This window comes from Acinetobacter sp. YH12135, from assembly GCF_013418565.1.
Lineage (GTDB): Bacteria > Pseudomonadota > Gammaproteobacteria > Pseudomonadales > Moraxellaceae > Acinetobacter > Acinetobacter towneri.
The window spans coordinates 1-25,409 of sequence record NZ_VPBU01000005.1; the positions used below are offsets into that span (position 1 = coordinate 1).

A 25,409-nucleotide genomic window follows, 5' to 3' on the forward strand; every position below is an offset into this window, starting at 1 on the left:
CTTAAACCGTAGCTATCCCAAAGCTTAAATTGGTGTTTTCCATACTGGACATATCCATTGGCATATTTGATAGCCAACTTTTTAAAGGGAACCCATCCCAAAGAGCGCCTTGCTGATTTTTTATTGCTGACACGCCATTTCAGCTTTGCCTTTTTAAATTGCTTTCTTCGGGTGACTAATTCTTCAGTTACAGCCTGAATGGTTTGACTATGTAAATTACATTCTTTGGATGTGCCTTTCGTATATTTGGCAATATCAAAAGCAGAGAGAAATTCACCTTTCCGCTTCAAATGCCTAAACCCTAAATCATTGACATAATTCCAGACGAAGTTCACTTCTGATGCTAGTTGGTCTAACACCTTGCAATGTTTGTCTTTTATACGTAATTTAAGGGTTTTCATGTACTTATATTAACAATCAAAACTCAAGGAAAATAGTCCTTAGTTAAATCAAACGACACTTTATGTCGTGTCGCTTATATCTCTGACCTGAAGGACTGAGTTTTACGCTCCATTTGATAAATGATTACACATTGAATAATTCAACCCCACTCGCCACCATCCTCTGAGCAAAAATCCTTTTCCCTGTTTCTCTCTCACTTTCTAATACCAATTCAGGTAAATTCAATTCACGCTGAATCTTTAAAATCATTTCATGCAAAGGCTGAGCTTGGTTATTGCTGCAAATATATGATGGTTCTGGATGTTCCACGTGAAGTAAATGTGCCAAAAAACCTGCCAAATCATCAATATGAATCCGATTTGACCAATGTATATTCGGGTAACTTTGTGTGCTTTCCGCAAGTTTGAGCATGCGTGCAGTCGAAGTGCCATAAATACCCGAAGGACGTACGATCACACATTGTTCAGGATAAGCCTGTTGCCACAAGTGTTCCATCTGCAACAACAACTGCCCTTGTACATCATTCGGCTTAGGCACAGTATCATCATCAATACATTCACCTGCGTTTTCGCCATAAACCCGTGTAGATGACACCACAATAATTCGCTTTACAGGATGATCTTTTAATGCAGCGACAATCGGCTGCACAGAATCTACATAAGTCTGTTGATACGCTTCTACAGAACTCAAAACCGTATTCCGAGATGGTGCAAGTAATACATAAACGGCATCAACAGGTTGAGTCTGTGATAAATCGAGCTGTTGAATATCTTGAAGCAGATGCGTCATATCAGGATCTGTTTTCGGACTGCGGCTAATTGTGGTAATTTGATGACCGAGCGTAAATAGTTGTTTTGCAACACGCTGCGATGTTTTACCATAACCAATAAATAGAATATGCATTCAGCACCTAATCATAGCATTTGAAGTTGAGGGGACATGGCTGCAGTCCATCAGTTGCAAGGGGTAGGCTCTGCCTCTGCTGCATTACTCGAAAAACTAAATATTTTCACCACAGATGACTTGCTGTTTCATCTACCGCGTGACTATGAAGATCGTAGCACGATCATTCCCATGAACCAATTAAACGTGGGGCGCAGCTATTTACTCGAAGGTGTGGTTAAAGGGGTCGATTTTCCACCGGGTAAACGCAAGTCGATGGCGGTCAATTTAGAAGATGAATTTGGAAAAATCACCTTACGTTTTTATCATATTTATAAAGGTATTACAGATCGTGCCAAACTCGGCAATCGTTTAAGAGTATTTGGCGAAGTACGGGTTGGGGCGCGTGGTCTGGAAATGTATCACCCCGAATTACAACTGATTACTGAACATACCCCACTGCCTAAAACCCAACTGACTGCCATTTACCCAAGCACCGATGGGCTGACCCAAGCCAAATTACGTGAATACGTCAAACAGGCCTTGACACAGCATAGTGATGATTTGCCTGAACTCCTGCCTGAAAAAATGACCAATGGCTATGCACTCAAACAGGCGTTGGATTATATTCATCATCCACCTTTAAATGCCAATATGCTGCAATTGGCACAAGGCTCTCACCCTGCACAGCAACGCCTGATTTTTGAAGAATTGGTGGCGCATCAAGTCAGTTTACTGACCCGACGGGCTTATATTCAGCAAATTGCCTCACCTGCCTTTTCCCCAAGTCAAAAACTAGCGCCTGCGTTACTCGGCAACATGCCATTTCAAATGACAGGTGCACAGCAACGGGTTTCGCAAGAAATCATGCAGGATTTGCAGCGTAATAAACCCATGCTGCGCTTGGTACAAGGTGATGTAGGTGCAGGTAAAACGCTGGTCGCTGCAATCGCAGCGTGTCATGCGCTAGAAGAAGGTTGGCAAGTAGCGCTGATGGCACCCACTGAAATTTTGGCAGAACAACATTATCTGAACTTTCAAAAATGGTTTGAGCCGTTGGGCTTAACGGTGGCATGGTTGTCTGGCAAACAAAAAGGTAAAGCACGCGCAGCAGCCGAACTAAGTATTCAAGATGGCAGCGCCAATTTGGTGGTTGGGACACATGCGTTATTTCAGGACAATGTGCAATTTGCAAAATTGGGTTTGGTGATTATTGATGAACAACACCGTTTTGGGGTCGATCAACGTCTGGCTTTGCGCAATAAAGGTGCCAATCACACCACACCACATCAATTGGTGATGACTGCAACGCCTATTCCACGTACCTTAGCCATGTCCGCCTATGGCGATTTGGATACTTCGGTGATTGATGAACTACCGCCAGGACGTACGCCTATTCAAACGGTAACCATTCCGCTAGATCGGCGTGAAGAAGTATTACAACGCATTGCCAGCAATTGTGCCGAAGGCAAACAAGCCTATTGGGTCTGTACCTTGGTGGAACAATCGGAAACCTTAGATGCACAAGCTGCCGAAGCGACTTTTGCTGAAATTAAAGAACGCTTTCCTGAACTAAATATTGGGCTGGTACACGGCAAAATGAAAGCTGATGAAAAACAAGCCGTCATGCAGCAATTCAAAGACAATCAACTACAATTGCTGATTGCCACCACGGTCATTGAAGTTGGGGTCGATGTACCGAATGCTTCAATTATGGTGATCGAAAATGCCGAGCGTTTAGGACTTTCACAGCTGCATCAGTTACGTGGACGAGTCGGACGGGGTGCCAAAGCCAGTTTTTGTGCCTTGTTGTATAAAAATCCACTTTCGCAAAATGGACAAGAACGCTTGCGGATTATGCGCGAAACCAACGATGGTTTTGTGATTGCAGAAAAAGATTTAGAACTGCGTGGCCCTGGGGAACTTTTAGGAACCAAACAAACGGGAGATATGGGCTTTCGGGTGGCTAAATTAGAACGGGATGATCATTTGCTGGCACAGGCGCATCATGTGGCACAGCAAATTTTAAACGATTATCCTACACATGCCGAAGCTTTGCTAAAACGCTGGCTGCCTGAGGCACCACGTTATGCCTATGTTTAAACGGATTGCAGTCCTAAGATGACTCAGCCGATCAATCTACTACAATGCGGCATACAATGGCTGCGCCAACTGCAACCGTGTCAGCTCTGCCATAGCGACACGCAATGGCAACATTCGGTCTGTCAAACCTGTTGGCAACAATTGCCGTGGCGTAGCCAAGCGGTACAACGACAAGAAATGCAGATTCAAGTCACTTTTGATTATCACTATCCAATTAATCGCATCATTCAACAATTTAAATATGAACAGCAGTTACATTACCAACTGCTTTTAGTAGGCGCGCTAAAACAACTGTCTTATCCTAAAATCCAAGCCATTGTACCGATGCCAATTTCCACTGCCCGCTTGACTGAACGCGGCTACAATCAATCTTTATTGTTAGCAAAAGGACTAGCGCGGCATTTAAATGTCCCGATTTGGCAACCTGTGACCCGCTTACAACAGCACGCGCAAAAAGGCTTAAGTCGCTTAGAACGATTGGAAGACATCCAACAGCAATTTCAAATTCAGAATGCGCCTAAAATCCGTTTTCGTCGGGTTTTAATTGTGGATGATGTGGTCACGACGGGCAGTTCAATTCATGCACTCAAACAGCAGTTGCTCAAGCTCGGCTGTCAAAAAGTCGAGGCGGTTTGTCTGGCCAGTGCTGAATAAAAAAACTATTCGGTTGAATATGCTCAACGCATTAAACAGTTGAACTTAAAATATAGAAGAATGATCAACTGCTCTTAATTTTGTTGTAAATATTGTTTTAACCACGGCATCACCACTTCACGGGTCAGCGGTGCCAACAAAGTATCTTGATCATCCAAATCTACCCACTTCATTTCGGCAATTTCAGCAGCAATTTTTGGTGCCTGATCAAGCTGAACCCAATACACATAACTGACCAAACGGCAGTCGGGCTCATTGGCCGTTGCTGTTTCATAGCGTCCAATAAATTGTTGAATTTGCGCCTGACAGCCAATTTCTTCGGCAATTTCTCGCAACATGGTCGTTTCAGGCGCTTCATTGGGTTCTAATTTGCCACCGACCTGCATAAAACACGCGGTATGCTGTTTACGCACCACCAATAACTGCTGTTTGACATTTAAAATAATTGCAGCTGCAACGGTAATGATGTTGTTGATCTCAGCCATTTTATTTCGCCAGTTCCTGCTGCACCCACTCTAGCTCAGGCACTTCCCATTTCATTTCAGGAACACGGTATTGTTCAAATTGCTGCAAAATATTGTCAATACAATTCGATACAATCAATGCCTCACAAAAACGTGGCTGAGTAAAACCTTTTTCAGAGGTCTGTCTTAAAAACTTCAGCAAATCATCATAAAAGCCAGCTACATTAAAAAAGGCACAGGGTTTTGAGTGAATTCCTAATTGTGCCCACGTCCATTGCTCAAAAATTTCTTCTAAAGTTCCAGAACCACCCGGCAAAGCAATAAAGCCCTCGGCCAATTCTGACATTTTTATTTTGCGGGCATGCATGTTTTCTACGATGTGTAATTCGGTCAAATGCGGATGCGCCAATTCATGCTCTGCCAAACTTTCAGGCATGACACCAATTGCACGCCCACCTGCGGCCAAAGTACTATCTGCCACCACACCCATTAAGCCTGAGCGTCCACCGCCATAAATTAAAGTTTTGCCTTGTGCAGCCAATGTTTCACCCACTTTTCGTGCATTTTCAACAAAAACTGAATCTTTTCCTGGGGCAGAACCACAGAAAATAGCAATTGACGACATCATTTTTTCACCATGTTATCTGGCTGTCATGCCATAAAATTAAACTTCAGGGAGATTTTTAAATAAAATAGCATTCTGAGCAGTGTATTTAGTAAGATCCTTGTCTAAAATACACCCATCCACAAAACCCATACTGCGCAAGGAGAAAAGACGAATGCTTGAAGCCTTTTATGCCACAGAGCGCGGTAGTCTGGAAGATGCCACCATTAACGGTGGTTTTGATTTGCATCCAGATCTGGTCTGGATTGACCTAATTGCCCCTTCACAAGAAGAACAGCAATGGGTACTAGACGCATACTCACAAAATTTACCGACCTTAAAATCTTTGGAAGATATTTCATCTTCAGCGCGATTCTACCGCGATGATGACGGTATTTTACACATTAGTACCTATTTTTTAACTAAAAATAAAAACTATCAAGTCGATGGCGAAACTGAAGACAATTCCAGTATTTTAGCCACTGTGCAAACCGTCGCCTTTATTTTACATAAAGAACACTTGTTTACCCTACGTGGTGAAAAATTAGTGGCGTTTCGGGCATTTCGGGCGCGTGCACGACGTAACGACTACGAAATTGACTATAAAGACCCGACTTGGGTGCTTTTAGGCTTGCTTGAAGCCAAACTGGACGAACTTGCGGATATCTTAGAAGATATCCACAAGGACTTGGAAAAGTATTCCACAGAAGTTCTGAATAACCGTCATCGTGAGCAAATTTTAGACCTCGATGACATGATTACCCGACTGGCACAATTAGAAGACATGCTTGGAAAAGCGCAATTGTGTTTGATTGATTTACGTCGTGTCCTGACCTTTTTGGCACGTCCGCGTGCGTTGGGTAGTCATATTTACGATGCCGACATTCGAGAACTCAGTGAAGATGTACGCTCACTGGTCGAACACGATGCCTTCTTATTCCAAAAAGTGCGCTTCTTGCTCGATACCACTTCAGGCTTCATTAACACCGAACAGAACGACACGATTCGTCGATTCTCGATTTTGCCGAGTATGTTAGCGCCACCGATGTTAGTTGCCAGTGTTTATGGTATGAACACCGACGTGTTACCTTTTGCCAAAGGCACCACCAGTTTTATAGTGGTCAGTATTATTTTAATTGGCTTCTTTATTGGCCCATTAATTTACTTTAGATGGAAAAAATGGATTTGATGCCTTTTATTCCCTCTCTTTTTAGGCATAGGTATCTACACATCTTTAGGTACCTAGTGCAATGGTTGCGATTTCATTCCGTTCATCTATTGAATATTCTGAGAGCAGTTGAAGAGTATTTAGTAAAATCGAGAGTCCTGCCAATATGGCAGGCGCACTCTCTATCTTGCCTCTTTTCTGCTGTCTACCTGAAAGCCTAGTCAGAAATGCACGGACTTTCTGATTTTGTTCATCTGTACAACGCTGCACTCTCCACGTCAACACACAAGCCATGCAACTGATCAGCAAACGCCTTAAAATCGCTTCTGGCGTAGTCTGAAGCCATGACTCAATATCATGGCCTGCTTGCTTGAGAAGTTTGAAATAACATTCGATTGACCAACGCCAGTAATACCAAGTCGTCAATTCCACTGCGGTAATCTCGGTTGGTACATTGCTGATCAATGACCATCTTGCAACTGTCTTTTCATTAATATCTTTAACCACCGCAATAATCAGTCTAGCCTCAATTGCAGCACCTTAATCCAGTCAGCAAAACTGAATGGACTGGACCCTTATGCCTATTTAAGTGATGTGTTGAAAAGACTGCCGACACAGAAAATAATCCAGGTTGAAGAATTACTACCGCATAAGTGGAAGCCTGCCTGACTCAAATAAGCTTCACCGGATGCTTACGAATAAAGCGGGAAACTAAACGCAATAAAAAAGCACCTTACAAGAAGGTGCTTTTTTGATGGTTTTTTCAGTTTTAGACGATTAGCTGCAAATCATCTTGCAAATGACAGGCTTGAATGATCTTCATCATTTTTTCAGGAACCGCTTTAAACTGTAAGCCCTTGGCTTCAGGCGTCTGACGCAACCATTGCACCAAAACGGCCAAAGCCAAAGTGCTTCCGTGTTCCAGCTGCGCCAAATTGACCACCAGAGGCAACTGCTGCTGACGAATCAACTGCAGACCTTTTTGGTAATATTGCTCTGCATTACTGAAATCTATTTTTCCAGAAACACATAATTCCTGATTTGATAATTCAATCACGCCACACCTAACCTATTTTTTCTTTTCAACCGCAGCTTCTGCATCTGGCTTAAAGGTTGCAATGGCTTTATCAATATTGCCGCCATTACGCTTCACGTTCGCTGCAAACTGGTTACGGAATTGCAAACCTAAATCAATACCCGACACGTTAATGTTACGGATTTTCCATTGGCTGCCTTTGTCTGCCAACTGGAATGACACAGGAATTTTTTCACCATTATGCAAGAAGTCAATGGTCACCACTGGGTTCTTGCTGTTGGTCGCCTTATAAGGACGCATGGTGTAGCTTTGGTTGCTAAATTTCGCAAACGCTGTGCCATAATTCTCAATTAAGGTTTCACGGAAGTTTTTCTCAAACTGCGCGCGCTGTGCTGCTGAACTGTATTGGTTCGTCGCATAAGTACCCATCACAATACGGGTAAATGCTTGCGCATCTACATACGGATCAAGGTTTTGACGCACAATCGTTTTGACTAATGCTGGATTGTTCTGCAATTTAGCATGATCTGCTTTTAAACGTGCAATCAAGCTATCGGCAACTTTTTTCACAAAAGCTGGTGGCGCTTCTGCAGGTGCAGCAAATGCAGTTCCTGCCAACATGGTTGAAAGTACACTTACCGCCAGAGTTTGCTTTAAAAGTGTTTTCACGGACAATCTCCTTCATTACTCAACAAATGACACTTCTGCATCTGTTGTTTCAGCTGTCGCTGTGTCTTTATCTGCGTCTGACGCTGCGTTGGATGTTTTCGCTGCACCGCCAGTAATAAACTTACTGATTAAATCTTCTAAATCCATGGTGCCTTGCGTGTTGGCAATACTTTCGCCACGCTTCACAAAGTTCAAACCACCACCTGGAACCACTTTGAGATATTTCTCACCCAATAAACCATTGGTTGCTACCATTATGTAAGCATCTTCATCAATACTGGTGATGGATTTCATGTTACCCAACAGTTGTTGTTCCATTTCTTTTTGTTGCTGAGGATTTGCTTCTTGGTATTCTGCACTGTAGCGCAATTCTTCAAGCGCATAATTTTGCACTGTTTTTAGTTGTTCAGGATTAAAACTGGTCAACTTGCCATCTAGTTCAAATTCAACTGTAGCCAAACGCGATACAGGGTCTAAAGTAATATCATTGACACGACCAATGGTGACACCGCTCATAGTAACTTTGGCGCGTGGTTTTAAACCATTCACGTTGTCAAATGTTGCTGTCATATTGTAACTGTCGCGCAAATTGGTACCCACCAATCCACTGACTTTCATGGCCAAGAAAAACAATGCAATGCCTGTCAAAATGACAAATACACCTACGGCCAGCTCACTTGTACGTGATTTCATTAAACACCTCCGAACATGACCGCAGTCAACACAAAATCAAAACCTAAAACACATAATGAAGAATACACCACGGTTCGTGTGGTCGACGTCGCAATGCCTTCCGATGTTGGGACACAGGCATAGCCTTGATATACTGCAATCCAAGTACAAATTAATGCAAAAACAAAACTTTTAATAATTGTGCCGTTAAAAATATCTTTATAGAACTGCACGCTGCTTTGCATACCGCCCCAGAAAGAACCTTCATCGACCCCTAGAAAATCGACCCCAACCATTTTGCCGCCCATAATGCCAATTGCAGCAAAAATAATGGAGAGCATTGGCAGGCTGACTATTCCCGCCCATAAACGTGGTGACACAATACGCTTGAGTGGGTCTACCCCAATCATTTCCATGCTGGCCAATTGCTCTGTGGCTTTCATCAGACCAATTTCTGCAGTTAAGGCAGAACCTGCACGACCTGCAAATAACAGCGCAGCGACCACAGGTGCCAACTCACGTAATAAAGTCAAAGACACCATCGTGCCCAACATGGCTTCTGAACCAATATTGACCAAAATGGAGTAGCCTTGTAAGCCCAATACCAAACCAATAAATAAACCTGATACCGCAATAATCAATAATGACATCACGCCAACACGGTACATTTGGTACAGGAACAGCTTCACCCCAAGCAGGGTTGGCATGGAAAATAGAATTTGCAACAACATTTGGGTGGCGACACCAATGCCACGAACACGCTCAATGACGCGTTGACCTAATGCGGCAATAGCATTCATGAACGCACCTCATCACTTAAATAAGCCCGATGGCTAAATTGATAATCGACTGGCCCTTCGGCAGCGCCTGTTAAGAACTGACGCACAAATGCCGATTCATGCTGTTTTAATTCTGCAGGTGTACCTTCGCCCTGAATCACGCCTTCCGCGATAATATAAATGTAGTCGGCAATTGATAAAGTTTCACCAACATCATGCGAGACGATAATAGTGGTTAAATCCAACGCTTCACGCAACGAGCGGATTAAACGAGTCAACACACCTTTTACAATCGGGTCTTGCCCTGCAAATGGTTCATCATACATGATCAATTCAGGGTCTAACGCAATCGCACGCGCCAATGCCACACGACGGTTCATCCCGCCTGAGAGTTCTGCAGGCATAAGTTGTTCTGTACCACGCAAACCGACTGCTTCAAGTTTTAAAGCCACCAATTCTGCAATTAAATGTTCAGGCAACTGGGTATGTGCACGCAATGGAAACGCGACGTTTTCATATACGCTCATATCGGTAAATAACGCACCGCTTTGGAATAACATGCCCATACGTGCGCGCGCAGCAAATAACTCCTGACGCGACATTTGCGCAAGATTTTTTCCATCCAGAAAAATATCACCATGATCGGGAGTCAACTGACCACCAATCAAACGTAATAACGTGGTTTTACCAGTACCTGAAGGTCCCATAATGGCAGTAATTTGACCACGGCGAATCTTTAAACTGACATTTTCGAAAATGACACGTTTCCCTCGTTTAAAGCTCAGTTCATTGACTTCAATCAATGACGGCTCATGTTGAGGCATTGGATTATTCATAGCTGAGGGTCTTCCTGCATTTTTTCAGCACGCATACTATAAAGGATTGAAGCGCAAAATGTTATCTAGCAAATTTTTAAAAACTGTGCACGTATTGTTCAAGCAGTCTTATTATTGTTATTTAAATCACTTTTAGGACAGCAACAATTTAAAAGTAAGAAGAAATAATATAATACATTAAATTGCATAAGATGAGTGCTAAACCAATATACGGCATCATTCCCTCTCTCGTCTGCATGAGCAATCGTAAGCTATTGATGTTCATAATTAGCAAATAGAGTTAAAAACGTGACCTATTATACATTTTATTTATCTAAAGCAAAAATATTTAACATAAAAAAACCAGTGCTGAGCACTGGTTTTTCTTTATACAAATGACTATCGCGGTTTTAGTCGTTAAATTTACGACGTGGGCGATCAAAACCACCTTCACGGCGTGGACGATCTGAATTGAACTCGCGACGTGGACGATCTTCGCCACCAAAAGAACGCTTAGGACGATCATCAAACGAACGTGGTTGACGGTCACCAAAACCACCTTCACGACGTGCAGGACGATCACCAAAATCACGTTTTGGACGATCACCGAAGCTACCTTCACGACGTGGTTTGTAGTCTACGCGGTTGCCACGGTTGTCATCATTCGCATCAAAACGCGGCTTATCGTTGAAGCCACCTTCGCGACGCGGACGGTCTGAATTAAATTCACGACGTGGACGGTCATCAAATGAACGCTGTGGACGATCACCGAAACCACCTTCACGACGCGGACGGTCTGAGTTGAACTCGCGACGCGGACGATCTTCAAATGAACGTTGTGGACGGTCACCGAAACCACCTTCACGGCGTGGACGGTCTGAGTTGAACTCACGACGCGGACGATCTTCACCAAATGCAGGACGTTCACCACGTGGTTTGTCATCAAAGCTGCGACGTGGACGTTCATCACCGCCTTCACGACGTTTAAAGTTGCTTTCGCCTTCAAAACGACGACCGCCACCAAAACCGCCACGACCACCGCGACCGCCATCACGACGACCACGACCACCGTCACGACCAGAACGTGCTGGAGGTGGAGATGGCTCTAAGCCTTCAATTTCTGAAACGCTTAAACGAGCATCTAAGAAATCTTCCAACGCACGGATTTTGCCACGCTCACGGTAAGTTGCCAAAGTAATCGCGTTACCAGTACGGCCCGCACGACCTGTACGACCAATACGGTGTACATAGTCTTCATTTTTCATTGGTAAACCGAAGTTAATCACGTGAGAAATAGTTGGTACGTCTAAACCACGTGCTGCAACGTCTGTTGCAACCAAGATTTTTGCACGGCCTTCGCGAATGCTGCGTAAACGACGGTTACGAACGGTTTGTGGCATTGCACCGTGTAGTGCAACAACCGAGTGACCCGCTTCAGCCAATTCTTCAGCCAACATATCGGTATCTTCTTGAGTAGATGCGAATACAACCGCTTGATCTACACCTTCATCAGATAACCAGTGTGACAATAATTTTTTCTTGTGCTCGAAACCATCAGTCCAGTGTAAAGTCTGGGTGATGTCCATGTTCGTTGAGTGACCTGTTTCAATCGCAATACGTACAGGCTCATTCATCATGCGTTCTGCAAGTGTGATAATACGGCTGGCAAAAGTTGCAGAGAACATCAAGGTTTGCTTACGGTTAGCAGCTAAATCGCTAATCGCTTCTAGGTCTTCAGAGAAGCCTAAATCGAGCATACGGTCAGCTTCGTCTACAATTAAGGCATCAACTTTATCAAGTTTGATTTGACGACGGTTCACCAAGTCAAGTAAACGACCTGGAGTCGCTACAACCACTTGCGCACCTTTTAATTGTTGGATTTGCTTACCAAAAGGCATACCACCCATGATTGCTGCAATACGTACACCTTTCATGTGACGTACAAATGCAATCGCGTCTTGGCTAACTTGTTGAGCCAATTCACGTGTTGGGCAAAGCACTAAAATTGACGGCTGAGTAATAGCTTTCATACGCTCTTTAAATGGTACGAAAGTATCTTGATTAGCAAGCGCGTTTAAAGTTGGGAGTAAAAATGCAGCAGTTTTACCAGAACCTGTTTGGCTAGATACCAATAAGTCTTTACCTTCAAGTGCCGCTGGGATCGATTGTTCTTGAACAGGAGTCGGCGTAGTAAAGTTCAAGCCTTCTAAAGCTTGTTGTAAAGATTCATGTAAAGAAAAATCAGCAAAAGTTTTGCTCATAGAGATTTTCACCCTGAAAATGGGTGCTCCATTAAATAAAGTCAGATGGACATCGGCAAAAAGCGGTACAGCAATTATCGCTGACAATTTAAGATTCAGCGGCGATCCGAGTAACGACGATGTGATATAACGCACGCATGATTACGGCTTAACCTGAAGGAATCGCTTTAGCGATTGGGGCGCGAGATATCGTCCTCTCTTTGGACCGCACGCGCATACACAATGATTAGAAGAGAAATGTTCAGGTAATGAACAGAAATTAAGTGCGTGCGCGAATTATAGCAGGATTATTTTAAAAGTCACCTTATTTAATCGACTTTTGCAGTTTTTTGTGTAAACAGTGATAGATTCTGCTTTTATGGCTAGTATATGGACGATAACAACAGATTTAAAACCAGCAGTTTTAGACCGTTAGGTAAAAGAAAAGCCCTCAGGATGAGAGCTTTGCTAAGTGTCTTATTTAAGTATAAATATGATCAGCTGATTATTTCGCTGCTTCGCCCCAAGCAGGCACAACCGCTTTCATAAGTGGTTTTAACATTTTCATTGAACATGCCAAAACTTGCCCATTTTCCATAGAGTCGCTGCCACCACGTGCATCGACCACAGTACCGCCCGCTTCTTTCACAATTAACTCACCCGCAGCAATATCCCACGGTTTTAAGCCAAGTTCAAAATAACCATCTAAACGACCTGCAGCCACATAAGCCAAGTCTAATGCAGCAGAACCTGCACGGCGGTATTGAGCGCCTGCTTCTGTCACATTCAATAAACTTTCAAAATGGTTTTTGGCATAAGAAACAATTTCGCCATCGCGCTTAGCACGATAAGCATGACCCACTGCCAAGAAGGTGTTGTCTAAACTGTCTTTTACATTTACACGAATACGACGTTGATTCATCATCGCACCACGGCCACGGCTCGCAGAGAACAACTCATCTTTTACAGGATCGTAAATAACACCGTGCTGTGTCACACCTTTGTGTTGCACTGCAATCGAAATACAGAAATGAGGGAAACCGTGAACAAAGTTTAGCGTGCCATCTAAAGGATCAATCACCCAACACCAGTCGGCATCGTGACCTTTGCCTTCCTGCATGCCAAATTCTTCGCCCAGGAAGCTGTGATTTTTATAACTTTTGCGTAATGTATCAATGGTCAATTGCTCGAGGTAACGATCTACGCGCGTTACAGGACCATCAATGCCTTTTTCTTCGACTTGTAGATCGAGTTTATGACGATTCTGATGCGCTTTTAAAAGCTCTTGACCAACTGTTTGAGCCGCACGCGCAGCCATCACCACCATAGGTTCCATTGAACACCCACTACAAATTTGAAGAGTTTGATAAAGAATAATGCATGAAAGCCCCAATATTTTAGCAAATATTGAGGCTTTTGGGGAAGAAGTGTTGCTAAAAATTAATTCAATATAGATTGATGCAGTTTTTGCCAAGCATTTTGCATTGATTTTTCAATGCCTTGTGCATCTAAACCTGCCTGTTGCAGCATTTGACCATGTGTCGCTTGTTGCATAAAGCTATCTTCTAAACCTAAATGAATAATCGGTTTGACAATCTGGGCCTTCGCCAAGTATTCACTCACGGCACTGCCTGCACCACCCATAATCGCATGCTCTTCTACAGTGACGAATAATACAGTGCTGTCTGCAATCTCAGCTAACAGCTTTTCATCCAATGGCTTCACAAAACGCATATTCACCACACGTACTGCGACATCGTGCTGCTGAGCAAACGCTTCAGCCGCTTCAACTGCCGCTTGCACACGGCTACCAAAAGCCAGCACTGAAATATAGTCATCATATTGTGGATTGAACTGCGCCACAATTTCAGCTTGTCCTAATGGAATTGCAGTCATCTGCTGCTGAATTTCGACACCCAAACCATGCCCGCGTGGATAACGCACTGCTGCAGGGCCGTTATATAAATAAGCCGTGTGCAGCATTTGACGACATTCATTTTCGTCTTTTGGTGCCATAATGACGATATTCGGTACGGTACGCATATAGGCATAGTCGTAAGCACCTGCATGGGTCGGGCCATCTTCACCCACCAAACCTGCACGGTCGATACCAAAAGTAACATCCAGATTTTGCAAAGCGACATCATGAATCAGTTGGTCATAACCACGCTGCAAGAAGGTAGAGTAAATCGCCACCACAGGCTTCAAACCTTCACAGGCCATACCCGCAGCCAAAGTCACCGCATGCTGTTCGGCAATCGCGACATCAAAATAGCGTTCTGGGAATTGTTTGGCAAATTGCACCATGCCTGAACCTTCGCACATGGCTGGCGTAATTGCCAATAATCGTGAATCTTGTTCTGCCTGATCACATAACCACTGCCCAAATACATCAGAATATTTAGGTGCGCTAACTGGTGCAGCTTTGGCATGAATTTTACCAATGGCATGATATTTAATTTGATCAGCTTCTGCAGGCGCAAAGCCTTTGCCTTTTTTAGTGTAAACGTGAATTAAACGTGGGCCTTTACGTTTTTTCAGCGCATTAAACACGTGTGTGAGTTGTTCAACATCATGTCCATCGAAAGGGCCGAAATAATCAAACCCAATCGCTTTAAATAAGTTGTCTGCAGCTTCAGTGGCAGCACAGTGCAAACGTGAGTTGTATGTCCATTTTGGATGCGGCTGCACGTAAGCCTCACCTGTTTCACTGACATAAACCGATTCACCACGCTCCCAAATGGCAGCAAGATGTTTGGCAAAGCCGCCTGTGCTACATGAAATTGACATATCGTTGTCATTCAGCACCACCATCATATCGGCTTGATGGGCGACTGCATCATTCATGGCTTCAAAAGCCATACCTGCCGTCATGGCACCATCGCCAATAATGGCAACAACTTCACACGGGTTTTGTTGATAACGTCGTGCCAACGCCATCCCCAATCCTGCAGAAATTGCTGTTGAGGAGTGACCAACGCCAAAGGTATCAAAAATAGATTCTTCACGCGCAGGGAATGCAGCCAAACCATCTTTGGCGCGAATGGTGGTGAGTTGCTCGCGGCGTCCTGTTAGGGCTTTATGCGGATAAGCCTGATGACCGACATCCCAAATTAAGCGATCGTGTGGGGTATTAAAGCAATAATGCAGCGCAACGGTCAGTTCGATCACGCCTAAGTTTGCGCCAAAGTGTCCTCCACTTTGACCTGCGGCATACAAAATGAATTGACGTAACTCATCTGCCACCTGTGGAAGCTGGCTTTGCGCGAGTAAACGTAATTGCTGCGGATGGTCAATCTCATCGAGCAATGGTGTTACAGGGCGTTGAGTTGGAATTTCTGTATACAGCATATGTGGCAAAGCCTTCTAAAGCCTGGCAAATCCTAAGCGAGGTCAATGGGAATTACTCGATCATATAACCGAATGGTATTACCTTCAATCAGCCACATTTCTAGCGATGTAGTTTTGAGCAGTGATTTCAGTTGGGCACACGTTGGGTGGGTAGATTATCCTGAATAATCTAACTATTTATCAACCATTATCGTGCGCTTTATACAAAAAAGAAAATCTTCTATATAAATTCGTGTTCGCTATTCTACTAATGTCTGAGCATTACGCTATACTTTAAACAATTTATCGACTATTTCACGAGTTAAACAGTGCCGATTAAGTTTGTCGCAACCTCACGATTACCGACCGCATTTGGTGAATTCAACATTACGGTATTTCAAGATCCTGAAACTGGCGAAGAACACGTGGCATTATCCAAAGGTTTGGACACTGCGCCAGCCCAGCCCGTTCTGGTACGGATTCACTCAGAATGTTTAACTGGCGATGCTTTCGCGTCTTTAAAATGCGACTGTGGCCCACAGCTTCAAGCCACTCAACGTCTGATTAATGACGCAGGACAAGGTGTGATTTTATATTTACGCCAAGAAGGTCGCGGGATTGGCTTGACCAATAAAATTCGTGCTTATGCCCTGCAAGATCAAGGACATGACACGGTGGATGCCAATTTAATGCTAAATTTACCTGCCGATGCACGTCGCTATGATATGTGCAGCATTATGCTAGATCATTTGCAGGTTAAAGCTGTGCGCTTAATCACCAACAACCCTTTGAAAATTCAAGCATTACAGGAACAAGGGATTACGGTGGTAGACCGTGTGCCTTTAACTGTGGGTCTAAATCCATTCAATGAAGAATATTTGCAAACCAAACACGAACGCATGGCGCACATGTATGATAAAGGTGACTTCTGAGTCACCTTTTAATTTTTGAATTAAATAATTTCTACTCAACTTACTTAAATCGTCATCGAAAAAATACGATTATTCGGCATACGGCGTTTTAAACGCAAATCAAAGGCCATACAAATATTGCGCACAAAAGGTTTACCTTTTTCCAAAATCTGAATGTGCTGATCTTGAATGAGCAGTAATTCATCTTCCTGCATTTCCTGTAACTGTTGCAGCACTTGCTCAATTTCAGGAAATGCCAATTCTGGACTGGCCCACGACGTTTCAAAGCTGCACATTAAATTTAAAATATGCTGACGTATTACCAAATCTTCCCGATCCAGCACATGCCCTTTAAACACAGGAATTTCATTGCAGGCTAAACGGGCATAATAATCTTCAATGCTTTTTTCATTTTGCGCAAAGCTATACCAACTGTCGCTAATAGATGAAACACCCAAGCCAATCATAAGCTGCGTTTTAGATGCGGTATAGCCCATAAAATTACGGTGCAAGGTACCATTTTTAAACGACTGATACATACCATCACGTTCTAAGGCAAAGTGATCCATCCCAATTTCATGATAACCATAGGCCAAAAGACGCTGTTTGCCTTCTTCATAGCACTGACGTTTTAATTCATCTTTAGGTACATCTTCATCTTTAAAACCACGCTGCCCATTGCCTTTAATCCATGGCACATGCGCATAACTGTAAAATGCCAAACGGTCTGGCATTAAACGTTGGGTCTGCTCAATGGTATTCAGTACATCGTCTAGATTTTGAAAGGGCAAACCAAAAACCAAATCATGTGAAATAGAATCATAGCCAATTTCACGCGCCCACTCGGTCACACGTTGCACATGCTCAAAAGGCTGCATCCGATGAATGGCGCGCTGCACTTTTTCATTATAATCCTGCACGCCATAACTGACCCGACGAAAACCCAAGTCATATAAGGCCTGTAAATGTTCGCGGGTGGTGTTATTGGGATGACCTTCAAAACTAAATTCGTGCTGTTCTGCCACTTTGGCTTTTGCCAGAATGCCTTGAATGAGCTGCGTCAAATGTTCGACAGAAAAGAAAGTTGGTGTGCCACCGCCCAAGTGAATTTCTTTAATGATGGGAGTGCTTTCGAGCAATTGGCAATATAAGTCCCACTCTTTTAATAACGCCTGAATGTATGGCTGTTCAACTTCATGGCGTTTGGTGACACGTTTATGACAGCCACAAAAAGTGCATAGACTTTCACAAAATGGCAAATGAATATACAGACTAATGCCTTCGCTGGCATTAGATTCATCAAAAGAACGCTTCAGCGTCTGCTGCCATGCCTCGGCTGAAAAAGTAGCATCATCCCAATAAGGTACGGTTGGATAACTGGTATAACGTGGTCCAGGCACATTGTATTTTTGAATTAAAGAATTTGCCTGCTGTGTCATCCACTCTGCCCCATTCAGTTAATTGCTGCTGACTAAAATTTAGATTGTAAAAACTATTGTGCTGAGCTTAGGCATGGAAATCAACCTAGTCTTTTGCTCGGAATACATGCTGAAATACAAAGCACCTTGCGCAATTGCCTGAGCGATTTGCAGCAAACTGGATAAACCCCTTAATTTTTAGACAGTTTTATGTTTTGATGTAAGCCATTTTATTTTTATCCTGAGGTGGCCATGTCGCATCCTACTCACGCGGATATTCAACGTGTACGTGAATTTCTTCTCGATTTGCAGGCGCGAATTTGTGCGGCTTTAGAACAACAAGAACAGGCAGGTGGCGGAAGCGCACAGTTTGAAATTGATGACTGGCAACGTCCTGAAGGTGGCGGTGGTCGTTCCCGTGTCTTACAAAACGGTACAGTCATTGAAAAAGGCGGGGTGATGTTTTCGCATATCAATATTTCCAAACTGCCTGCTTCTGCAACTGAGCGTCATCCCAATATTGCAGGCGCACCTGCGCAAGCGATGGGTGTATCATTGGTAATTCACCCGAAAAACCCGCATGTACCCACCTCGCACGCCAATGTGCGTTTATTTGTCGCTGAACCTGAAGGACAACCGCCAATTTGGTGGTTTGGTGGTGGTTTTGACCTGACACCATTTTATCCAAATGATGAAGATGTGTTGGCATGGCACCAAACAGCACATGACTTATGTGCGCCTTTTGGCGATCAAGTCTATGCAGAACATAAACAATGGTGTGATGACTATTTTTATTTAAAGCACCGTGATGAACAGCGTGGCGTGGGTGGTTTATTTTTTGATGATCTGAATCAATGGGACTTTGACACCTGTTTCAACTATATTCAGGCGGTGGGTAACGGTTATTTGGCTGCAATTCTGCCTATTTTTGAGCGTAATCGTGACAAAGCCTATACCGAAGCACAACGTGAGTTCCAGCTTTACCGTCGTGGACGTTATGTGGAATACAATCTGGTCTATGACCGTGGCACTTTATTTGGCTTGCAGACAGGTGGACGGATTGAGTCCATTTTAGTCAGCTTACCGAACTTGGCGGGATGGTCGTACCGTCCTGAATGGGCAGAAGATTCCGCAGAGAAAAAACTCACTGACTATTATTTAAAACCACGCGATTGGTTAAATCTCAAGACGAGTTAAAGCTCGCGACTGGTGAAACCTTGCTACATCGCAGTGTAAAAAAGATCACATTCAAGGTTCAAAAAAGCGATTCTTCCACGAATCGCTTTTTTACTTACAAACTTTATTGCTTATTTTCAAATCAATAAATATGCACAGCATGAATTAACTGTCATGATAGTGCGGATGGATTTTAATAGATGATGTGACCGCGCACCCTATTCGACCATGCACAAATAGGATTTAACTATCCATACATCAAACCATGAGTCAAAGGCGAATTCATCAAACTGTCAAAGCCTTATGTCACACTGCGCCACATCTGTCAGGAGATCCGCATGTTTAGCCCGCTGTTCAAACACAAAATCTTTTTATTTTGGGCAACCTTTGCCATGTTACTTGGCTCAATTTGCATGACCTTTATTTTTGAAAGTCATCTTTCAGATGGCTTAGCCATTAGTAGCAGCATTTTAGCGGGCATTGCCATGTTCGTGATTGCCACTATTTTGGTATTAGAAACCGTTTTAGAGATTTGTAATCCTTAAGTCCAAAGACTCCCACCGTTTTATACCGCCATAGGCTTTAGTCCGCGCTGAATTTAACGTATATTGATGCACATTTCAGCACATGGATTTTGGCAAATGCGCAAACAATTTGCCGTGATTGGCAACCCAATTGAACAATCACGTTCTCCTGAACTGCATCATGCCTTTGCAGAAAAAACAGGCATTGACCTGCAATACAGCAAACGCCTTGCCCCTCTTGATGGTTTTAGAGACAGTGTTGCAGACTTTTTTAATCAGGGCGGTGTAGGCATGAATGTAACCGTGCCTTTTAAAGAGCAAGCATTTGCCCAATGTGGCGTATTAACCGAACGTGCCAAAATTGCCAAAGCAGTCAATACCTTGTGGATGCAAGATGGTGTTTTGCATGGCGACAATACCGATGGTCAGGGTTTGGTTGATGCCATTCGTGCTTTGGGCTGGAATTTAGAGCACAGTGATATTTTGATTATTGGCGCTGGTGGTGCAACCCGCGGGGTAATTTATCCGTTGGTACAAGCAGGCGCAAAAAAAATTGTGATTGCCAACCGCACCCTTGCCCGTGCTGAACAACTGGTTGCTGACCTACAAGCTGCCGTACCGCAAGCAGAATTACAAGCCATGGCACTTACCGATTTAACAGGTCAATTTGATTTAGCCATTAATGCGACGTCTGCCAGCTTAACGGGAGATGCCCTCACCTTGCCTGAGTGTTTGCAGTTTAATTTTGCTTATGAAATGGCTTATGGCAAACCTTCGAGCTTTTTAGAACAAGCCAAAGCGCGTGGCGTACCGACATCGGAAGGTTTTGGCATGCTGGTCGGACAGGCGATTGAATCTTTTTATATTTGGAATGGCGTGAAACCTGAATTAAAAGATTTCTTCTAAATCATCACCAAATAAAAATAGCCCTTGAGCAGCAAAGGGCTATTTTTTTATTTAAACTGGGCAATCTTGTTGAACGCTGATTGCCCATTTTCACCCACGGTTTATTTTACAAATTTCTGCATATCTTCATACACATCCATATATAACTCATAATCAATCTGTTCAGCCTGATCTTCAGTTAAAGTACGAATTGAATTTTGGCTCAATTTGCCCTGCTGACGATCAACATACGTCTGCCCTAAAATATCTGCCGTTTTCTTTAAATTTTCCAAGTCTGGCACATCCCAATCATAAGCTGCTTCATAGGCTTTTAAATATTGCTGAGCAAATATCTGTTGTGGTTGCTTGTATTGCTGTTTCAGCTTACGCCATTCAAGTGCGACTTTATTTTCATCGACTGCATCTTCAGTCAAATTATTGATACGACGACCAATTGCATTATTAAATTGCTCATCTTCTTCTAAATGATGCTTGGCTTGTAAGGCTTCAATCCGTTTTAGCGCGGCACCTTTCGGGTCATAGTAGCGCTCATCACTGAACCAATAGGCATACACTTCTGCCATTTCCTGCAAGGTTTGTGGACTAAGATTTTTTACCCACGTACTTTGCTCTGCTGCCATGTGCACTAAAAATAAAGTCTGATAAGTCTGACTAAAAGATTCTGTTTGTTGATAGGTTTTTTGTGCCAACTGCGCTAATTCTTCATCATAACTTAAGGCGGGTTTTGCAGTGGTCTTATCTTTATTTTCTGCAGTTTCCTGCTCCAAGGTACGCCCTAAATTTGTCACCCATTTTTCTAAAATTGAGTCTTTACTGACTTCTTGAATGGATTTGGCTTGACGCAGCGCACTACGGTCAATTTTGCTGGCTTGCCCATAATTCGCAATGCTGACATCGTTATACACATGAATTGTGCCGTAATTTTCGCGTTTAAATTGCAGTGCATAATCAATTTTTGCAGCACGCCCCTGATCATCTAAAGCCACATCAATTTGCATCGGTGTTTTTTTATCTTTAGGTGTAGCATTCATAATCTGTTGAATTTCAGCCTGATGTTTTTGCCACAAAGCTGCGAAAGCAGCGGCATCGACCAATTGTTCCGAACGGTATGGTTCAAAAACTTTAGCTAGCTTTTCTTGCGGTGAAGCAAAGTGCTCATCTAAAACCGATTGTGCCTGCTCAGCACGACTTGGGCTAAATGCTTCTAATTCATAGGCATAAGCACAGTAGGTTAAATCTCCAACTTTGGCTGTTTTTGCTGTTTCGATCAAACGCTGACAGTCTTGTTCGCTTAGCATACTTGCGGTGCTTGCTGAATCTTCTGCCTGCTCAGCAGCCGCTGCCTGAACGGCTTGTTCAGCTGCGATCATGGCATCTTCACTGGCATCTGCTGAATAATCTGCCACATTACTCACTGTCGTTTCAGTTGCATAAAATTTCTGACTGACCAAATCACGTAAAGCAAGGGTGGCTTGATACGCCACAAAAGCCTCTTGGCTCATGCCATAATCTTCAGCAGTTTCATTGTGTTTCAAGTAGTCTTCAACACTTTCTTTGGCCGATGTATCTTGCGTAATTTCAGCTTGTTCAGCAGCATCTTCGGTTGTGGTCGCCTGCCCCAATACAGTCTGTTGCAAATACGGTGCATTGACCTGATCAAACATGGCAAGCTGCAGCAACATATCTTCCAAACTACTGTTCAAACGAATTTTTTCACTAATTTTTTGCTGACGTTCTTGTGCAGTTAAAGATAACTTTTGAATATGTTTAGAATCTGCCAATACATACGGCACCGCATTCATGGCTTTTAAGTATTCGGCAAATTGTGCCACTTTAATCCGCTCAAAATCGGCTTTGTATTTAGAAAAGTCGATATAGGCAAAGTCATTTTGACTGTCTTTATTCACCAAATAAGGCAACAAAGAAAAATAGTTGGTATAGAACTTATATTCATTAAAATCGACCACCATCGGTACTTTCATTTGCACCAAAAGTGTCGGTTTTTCATAGCGTGCTGCCACATTCAAAGCAGCAATTTTTTGCCGATAATGCACCGAGCCATCGTAGCTAAACTCAGTATCATTCAATACATTCAACAGAAAATTAAAAGGACTCGATTTTTCGATTGCCCCTGCAGCATAGGAAGCAGAGTTTTGTTCCTTAGCCATTGCCGTATATAAGTTTTGTTTTTCTTGTGTACTTAAACGGACTTTTTGCTGTTTTAAATACTGATCTAATTGCTTTTTAAGTACAGGATCAAGTGTGGTAGGAGCAATATCCGTTACTTTTGGTGTTGCTTCAACTAAATTGCTCTGTACCCGTAATTTGCCCTGAAAATCATAACTAGGTGTTTCAAAGATGGCATTTAACCCCGTAATTGCCTTTTGTTCTATACTTACCGTCTGATTGGAATTGGTCTTAATGACATGCTGCGAACAACCTGTAGCAGCTAAACTAAAAAGACATAAAGATAAATATTTTAATTGTATCTTCATTGCTAAACACCTTATATTCATTATAGATTGGTCTGTTCAAACGTACAGATTATGATACATTGTAACATAACACTTCATTCGTTTTTGTAAGGTGAATAATTTTCAGTATTCGCATTTCTGACATTTTTATTCGCTATTCTTATCAATGTTTTTTGATCATGAGTGTGAATAATCAACATATCGATACAGATAATCCAAAACTATTTCTAAATTAGGATTAAGACTATGCCAGCATATAAAGCCCCATTACACGATATTCGTTTCTTAATGAACGAAGTGCTTGATTACCCGACCCATTACAAAAATCTTTCTAACGGTGAACTTGCGGACGCAGATACAGTCGATATGATTTTGGAAGGTGCAGCAGATTTCTGTGAAAATGTACTTTCTCCACTCAATCAATCAGGCGATGAAGAAGGCTGTCATTTTGAAAATGGCAATGTGACCACACCGAAAGGCTTTAAAGAAGCCTATGACCAATTTGTGCAAGGTGGCTGGCAAGGTCTGTCTTACCCTGAACAATACGGCGGTCAAAACCTGCCAATGTCGCTAAACCTCATCAAATCTGAAATGATGGGTACAGCAAACTGGTCATTCCAAATGTATCCAGGTTTAAGCGTGGGTTGTATCAACACCATTATGCAATTTGGTACAGACGCGCAAAAAGATACCTATTTACCGCACTTGGTTGCAGGTACTTGGTCAGGCACCATGTGTTTGACTGAACCACAATGTGGTACCGACTTAGGTCAGGTAAAAACCAAAGCAGAACCACAAGCCGATGGTACGTATGCGATTTCAGGTACCAAAATCTTTATTTCTGCAGGCGAACATGACCTGACTGAAAACATCATTCATATTGTGTTAGCACGCCTCCCAGATGCGCCTGCAGGCACAAAAGGTATTTCATTATTTATCGTACCGAAATTCTTGCCAACAGCAGAAGGTACGGTGGGTGAGCGTAATCCTGTCACTTGTGGCTCTATTGAACACAAAATGGGGATTCGCGCGTCTGCAACTGCAGTCCTGAACTTTGACAATGCCGTGGGTTATTTGATTGGTGAACCAAACAAAGGCTTACATGCCATGTTTACCTTTATGAATACTGCACGTATTGGTACAGCAATTCAGGGGATTTGCCATGCAGAATTGGCATTCCAAGGTGCATTGCCGTATGCCAAAGAACGTATGTCAATGCGTGCGCTGTCAGGTAAAAAAGACCCTGAAAAAGTAGCTGATGCAATCATTCACCACGCCGATGTACGTCGTATGCTCTTAACGCAAAAAGCCGTAGCAGAAGGTGGTCGTGCCATGATTTATCATGCTGCACAATTGGCAGATAAAATGAATGATGCCTTAATGCGTGGTGATACTGCAGCTTTTGAAGCGCATGATGACCATTTAGGTTTCTATACCCCAATCTTAAAAGGCTTCTTAACTGAAATGGGTTATGAAGCTGCCAACCACGGCATGCAAGTGTACGGCGGTCACGGCTATATTAAAGAATGGGGCATGGAGCAAATTGTACGTGATTCACGTATTTCTACCTTATATGAAGGTACAACTGGCGTTCAGGCGCTCGACTTGATTGGTCGTAAAGTGTTGTTAAGCTCTAAAGGTAAAGTGATTCGTGACTACACCGCTGAAATTTTGAAATTCTGTGGTCAGCATGCACGTAACAAATACATGCGTCGTTTTGCATGGGACTTAACCAAGCTATGTGCTCAATGGAACGCATTAACCGTGCGCATTATGTTGGCAGCACGTAAAGACCGTGACATCGTATCCAGTGCTTCAGTAGACTTCTTGATGTTCTCTGGTTATGTGATGATGGCTTATTTCTGGGCGCAACAAGCGGCTGTGGCTTCGACCAAATTGGCTGAAGGCAATGGTCAGGAAACACCTGAGTTCTATAAAGCCAAAATCAAAGTTGCAGATTTCTACTTTGAGCGTTTATTGCCACGTACCCAAGGTCATGCAGAAGCAATGGTCAATCCATCTAAAACCATGACTGCATTAGCACCAGAACATTTTAGTTTTGACTACTAAAATATTCTCAGCAGATGTAAATCAAAAGAGCGCGTAATGCGCTCTTTTGGTGTTTACTTCAGAAAGTCAGTACTCGAATCTACACATCAATTAAAATTACTTTTAATGTGCT

21 protein-coding genes and 3 pseudogenes are annotated in these 25,409 nt (G+C 43.0%); 9 read left to right on the forward strand and 15 right to left on the reverse strand.

Annotated features, from left to right (window positions below; translation table 11 throughout):
* Both FTU70_RS04260 and FTU70_RS04265 read right to left on the reverse strand, forming a co-directional pair.
* A pseudogene (locus FTU70_RS04260) lies at positions 1–401 on the reverse strand (RNA-guided endonuclease TnpB family protein); the annotation flags it as partial.
* Positions 402–525: 124 nt separating this feature from the next.
* Positions 526–1,305 (reverse strand): NAD-dependent epimerase/dehydratase family protein, encoded by a 780-nt coding sequence (locus FTU70_RS04265; RefSeq protein ID WP_179994108.1) that lies wholly within the window; start codon positions 1,303–1,305, stop codon positions 526–528.
* Positions 1,306–1,341: 36 nt separating this feature from the next.
* Between FTU70_RS04265 and recG the strand changes: the two genes are divergently transcribed.
* Both recG and FTU70_RS04275 read left to right on the forward strand, forming a co-directional pair.
* Complete coding sequence (gene recG, locus FTU70_RS04270; RefSeq protein ID WP_180060096.1) at positions 1,342–3,387, forward strand: ATP-dependent DNA helicase RecG; 2,046 nt, start codon at positions 1,342–1,344, stop codon at positions 3,385–3,387.
* A gap of 18 nt (positions 3,388–3,405) precedes the next feature.
* Positions 3,406–4,041, forward strand: coding sequence for a ComF family protein (locus FTU70_RS04275; protein WP_136144659.1), 636 nt, complete (start codon positions 3,406–3,408; stop codon positions 4,039–4,041).
* A 74-nt stretch (positions 4,042–4,115) separates the two neighbouring features.
* On the opposite strand, the gene FTU70_RS04280 is transcribed toward FTU70_RS04275, so the two are convergent.
* Positions 4,116–4,526 carry an NUDIX domain-containing protein gene (locus FTU70_RS04280; protein ID WP_004974664.1) on the reverse strand — a complete coding sequence of 137 codons (411 nt, stop codon included), beginning with the start codon at positions 4,524–4,526 and terminating at the stop codon, positions 4,116–4,118.
* A gap of 1 nt (position 4,527) precedes the next feature.
* Complete coding sequence (locus tag FTU70_RS04285; RefSeq protein ID WP_026438479.1) at positions 4,528–5,130, reverse strand: TIGR00730 family Rossman fold protein; 603 nt, start codon at positions 5,128–5,130, stop codon at positions 4,528–4,530.
* A 154-nt stretch (positions 5,131–5,284) separates the two neighbouring features.
* Here FTU70_RS04285 and FTU70_RS04290 point away from each other — a divergent pair, with 154 nt between their 5' ends.
* Complete coding sequence (locus tag FTU70_RS04290; RefSeq protein WP_096901036.1) at positions 5,285–6,298, forward strand: CorA family divalent cation transporter; 1,014 nt, start codon at positions 5,285–5,287, stop codon at positions 6,296–6,298.
* 45 nt (positions 6,299–6,343) lie between these two features.
* Here FTU70_RS04290 and FTU70_RS04295 read toward each other — a convergent pair.
* Positions 6,344–6,817, reverse strand: a pseudogene (locus FTU70_RS04295) (transposase); the annotation flags it as partial.
* Here FTU70_RS04295 and FTU70_RS04300 point away from each other — a divergent pair.
* A pseudogene (locus FTU70_RS04300) lies at positions 6,806–6,946 on the forward strand (transposase domain-containing protein); the annotation flags it as partial. The pseudogenes FTU70_RS04295 and FTU70_RS04300 overlap by 12 nt on opposite strands.
* 100 nt (positions 6,947–7,046) lie before the next feature.
* On the opposite strand, the gene FTU70_RS04305 reads toward FTU70_RS04300, so the two are convergent.
* The 8 genes from FTU70_RS04305 to dxs form a co-directional block, all read right to left on the reverse strand.
* On the reverse strand, positions 7,047–7,334 hold the full coding sequence (locus FTU70_RS04305; protein WP_004974653.1) for a lipid asymmetry maintenance protein MlaB: 288 nt from the start codon (positions 7,332–7,334) through the stop codon (positions 7,047–7,049).
* 12 nt (positions 7,335–7,346) lie between these two features.
* Positions 7,347–7,982 (reverse strand): phospholipid-binding protein MlaC, encoded by a 636-nt coding sequence (locus tag FTU70_RS04310; RefSeq protein ID WP_004974651.1) that lies wholly within the window; start codon positions 7,980–7,982, stop codon positions 7,347–7,349.
* A gap of 15 nt (positions 7,983–7,997) precedes the next feature.
* Positions 7,998–8,675: an outer membrane lipid asymmetry maintenance protein MlaD gene (locus FTU70_RS04315; RefSeq protein WP_096901228.1), complete on the reverse strand. Its 678-nt coding sequence runs from the start codon at positions 8,673–8,675 to the stop codon at positions 7,998–8,000.
* The gene (mlaE, locus tag FTU70_RS04320; protein WP_004974646.1) at positions 8,675–9,454 is read right to left on the reverse strand and encodes a lipid asymmetry maintenance ABC transporter permease subunit MlaE; all 780 of its coding nucleotides are present in this window, start codon (positions 9,452–9,454) and stop codon (positions 8,675–8,677) included. The genes FTU70_RS04315 and mlaE overlap by 1 nt, the downstream gene beginning before the upstream one ends.
* Positions 9,451–10,269, reverse strand: coding sequence for an ABC transporter ATP-binding protein (locus FTU70_RS04325; RefSeq protein ID WP_004974642.1), 819 nt, complete (start codon positions 10,267–10,269; stop codon positions 9,451–9,453). Before FTU70_RS04325 ends, mlaE begins: the two co-directional genes overlap by 4 nt.
* A gap of 389 nt (positions 10,270–10,658) precedes the next feature.
* The gene (locus tag FTU70_RS04330; RefSeq protein ID WP_180060098.1) at positions 10,659–12,509 is read right to left on the reverse strand and encodes a DEAD/DEAH box helicase; all 1,851 of its coding nucleotides are present in this window, start codon (positions 12,507–12,509) and stop codon (positions 10,659–10,661) included.
* Between the two features lie 484 nt (positions 12,510–12,993).
* On the reverse strand, positions 12,994–13,824 hold the full coding sequence (locus FTU70_RS04335; protein ID WP_019836885.1) for an inositol monophosphatase family protein: 831 nt from the start codon (positions 13,822–13,824) through the stop codon (positions 12,994–12,996).
* A 104-nt stretch (positions 13,825–13,928) separates the two neighbouring features.
* A complete protein-coding gene (dxs, locus tag FTU70_RS04340; RefSeq protein ID WP_154320293.1) occupies positions 13,929–15,839 on the reverse strand; it encodes a 1-deoxy-D-xylulose-5-phosphate synthase in 1,911 nt (636 codons plus the stop codon).
* A gap of 308 nt (positions 15,840–16,147) precedes the next feature.
* Between dxs and ribA the strand changes: the two genes are divergently transcribed.
* Positions 16,148–16,750: a GTP cyclohydrolase II gene (gene ribA, locus FTU70_RS04345; protein ID WP_180060100.1), complete on the forward strand. Its 603-nt coding sequence runs from the start codon at positions 16,148–16,150 to the stop codon at positions 16,748–16,750.
* 44 nt (positions 16,751–16,794) lie between these two features.
* Here ribA and hemN read toward each other — a convergent pair whose 3' ends face one another.
* Positions 16,795–18,168 carry an oxygen-independent coproporphyrinogen III oxidase gene (gene hemN / locus FTU70_RS04350; protein WP_096901232.1) on the reverse strand — a complete coding sequence of 458 codons (1,374 nt, stop codon included), beginning with the start codon at positions 18,166–18,168 and terminating at the stop codon, positions 16,795–16,797.
* A gap of 231 nt (positions 18,169–18,399) precedes the next feature.
* Between hemN and hemF the strand changes: the two genes are divergently transcribed.
* From hemF to aroE, 3 genes are all read left to right on the forward strand, one after another.
* Positions 18,400–19,344 carry an oxygen-dependent coproporphyrinogen oxidase gene (hemF, locus tag FTU70_RS04355; protein ID WP_131260599.1) on the forward strand — a complete coding sequence of 315 codons (945 nt, stop codon included), beginning with the start codon at positions 18,400–18,402 and terminating at the stop codon, positions 19,342–19,344.
* A gap of 317 nt (positions 19,345–19,661) precedes the next feature.
* A complete protein-coding gene (locus FTU70_RS04360; protein ID WP_004974627.1) occupies positions 19,662–19,868 on the forward strand; it encodes a hypothetical protein in 207 nt (68 codons plus the stop codon).
* Positions 19,869–19,964: 96 nt separating this feature from the next.
* Positions 19,965–20,753: a shikimate dehydrogenase gene (gene aroE / locus FTU70_RS04365; RefSeq protein ID WP_180060103.1), complete on the forward strand. Its 789-nt coding sequence runs from the start codon at positions 19,965–19,967 to the stop codon at positions 20,751–20,753.
* A gap of 101 nt (positions 20,754–20,854) precedes the next feature.
* On the opposite strand, the gene FTU70_RS04370 is transcribed toward aroE, so the two are convergent.
* Entirely contained in the window at positions 20,855–23,248 is a 2,394-nt protein-coding gene (locus tag FTU70_RS04370; RefSeq protein ID WP_180060105.1) for a hypothetical protein, read from the reverse strand.
* Positions 23,249–23,473: 225 nt separating this feature from the next.
* Here FTU70_RS04370 and FTU70_RS04375 point away from each other — a divergent pair, with 225 nt between their 5' ends.
* A complete protein-coding gene (locus FTU70_RS04375; RefSeq protein ID WP_004974621.1) occupies positions 23,474–25,297 on the forward strand; it encodes an acyl-CoA dehydrogenase C-terminal domain-containing protein in 1,824 nt (607 codons plus the stop codon).
* Positions 25,298–25,409 lie beyond the last annotated feature (112 nt).

What these genes read in the sequence shown, in the direction of transcription:
- FTU70_RS04265 (WP_179994108.1), bottom strand. Translation starts at nt 1,305, where the DNA reads ATGCATATTCTATTTATTGGTTATGGTAAAACATCGCAGCGTGTTGCA.
- recG (WP_180060096.1), top strand. Translation starts at nt 1,342, where the DNA reads ATGGCTGCAGTCCATCAGTTGCAAGGGGTAGGCTCTGCCTCTGCTGCA.
- FTU70_RS04275 (WP_136144659.1), top strand. Translation starts at nt 3,406, where the DNA reads ATGACTCAGCCGATCAATCTACTACAATGCGGCATACAATGGCTGCGC.
- FTU70_RS04280 (WP_004974664.1), bottom strand. Translation starts at nt 4,526, where the DNA reads ATGGCTGAGATCAACAACATCATTACCGTTGCAGCTGCAATTATTTTA.
- FTU70_RS04285 (WP_026438479.1), bottom strand. Translation starts at nt 5,130, where the DNA reads ATGTCGTCAATTGCTATTTTCTGTGGTTCTGCCCCAGGAAAAGATTCA.
- FTU70_RS04290 (WP_096901036.1), top strand. Translation starts at nt 5,285, where the DNA reads ATGCTTGAAGCCTTTTATGCCACAGAGCGCGGTAGTCTGGAAGATGCC.
- FTU70_RS04315 (WP_096901228.1), bottom strand. Translation starts at nt 8,675, where the DNA reads ATGAAATCACGTACAAGTGAGCTGGCCGTAGGTGTATTTGTCATTTTG.
- mlaE (WP_004974646.1), bottom strand. Translation starts at nt 9,454, where the DNA reads ATGAATGCTATTGCCGCATTAGGTCAACGCGTCATTGAGCGTGTTCGT.
- FTU70_RS04325 (WP_004974642.1), bottom strand. Translation starts at nt 10,269, where the DNA reads ATGAATAATCCAATGCCTCAACATGAGCCGTCATTGATTGAAGTCAAT.
- FTU70_RS04330 (WP_180060098.1), bottom strand. Translation starts at nt 12,509, where the DNA reads ATGAGCAAAACTTTTGCTGATTTTTCTTTACATGAATCTTTACAACAA.
- FTU70_RS04335 (WP_019836885.1), bottom strand. Translation starts at nt 13,824, where the DNA reads ATGGAACCTATGGTGGTGATGGCTGCGCGTGCGGCTCAAACAGTTGGT.
- dxs (WP_154320293.1), bottom strand. Translation starts at nt 15,839, where the DNA reads ATGCTGTATACAGAAATTCCAACTCAACGCCCTGTAACACCATTGCTC.
- hemN (WP_096901232.1), bottom strand. Translation starts at nt 18,168, where the DNA reads ATGACACAGCAGGCAAATTCTTTAATTCAAAAATACAATGTGCCTGGA.
- hemF (WP_131260599.1), top strand. Translation starts at nt 18,400, where the DNA reads ATGTCGCATCCTACTCACGCGGATATTCAACGTGTACGTGAATTTCTT.
- FTU70_RS04360 (WP_004974627.1), top strand. Translation starts at nt 19,662, where the DNA reads ATGTTTAGCCCGCTGTTCAAACACAAAATCTTTTTATTTTGGGCAACC.
- aroE (WP_180060103.1), top strand. Translation starts at nt 19,965, where the DNA reads ATGCGCAAACAATTTGCCGTGATTGGCAACCCAATTGAACAATCACGT.
- FTU70_RS04370 (WP_180060105.1), bottom strand. Translation starts at nt 23,248, where the DNA reads ATGAAGATACAATTAAAATATTTATCTTTATGTCTTTTTAGTTTAGCT.
- FTU70_RS04375 (WP_004974621.1), top strand. Translation starts at nt 23,474, where the DNA reads ATGCCAGCATATAAAGCCCCATTACACGATATTCGTTTCTTAATGAAC.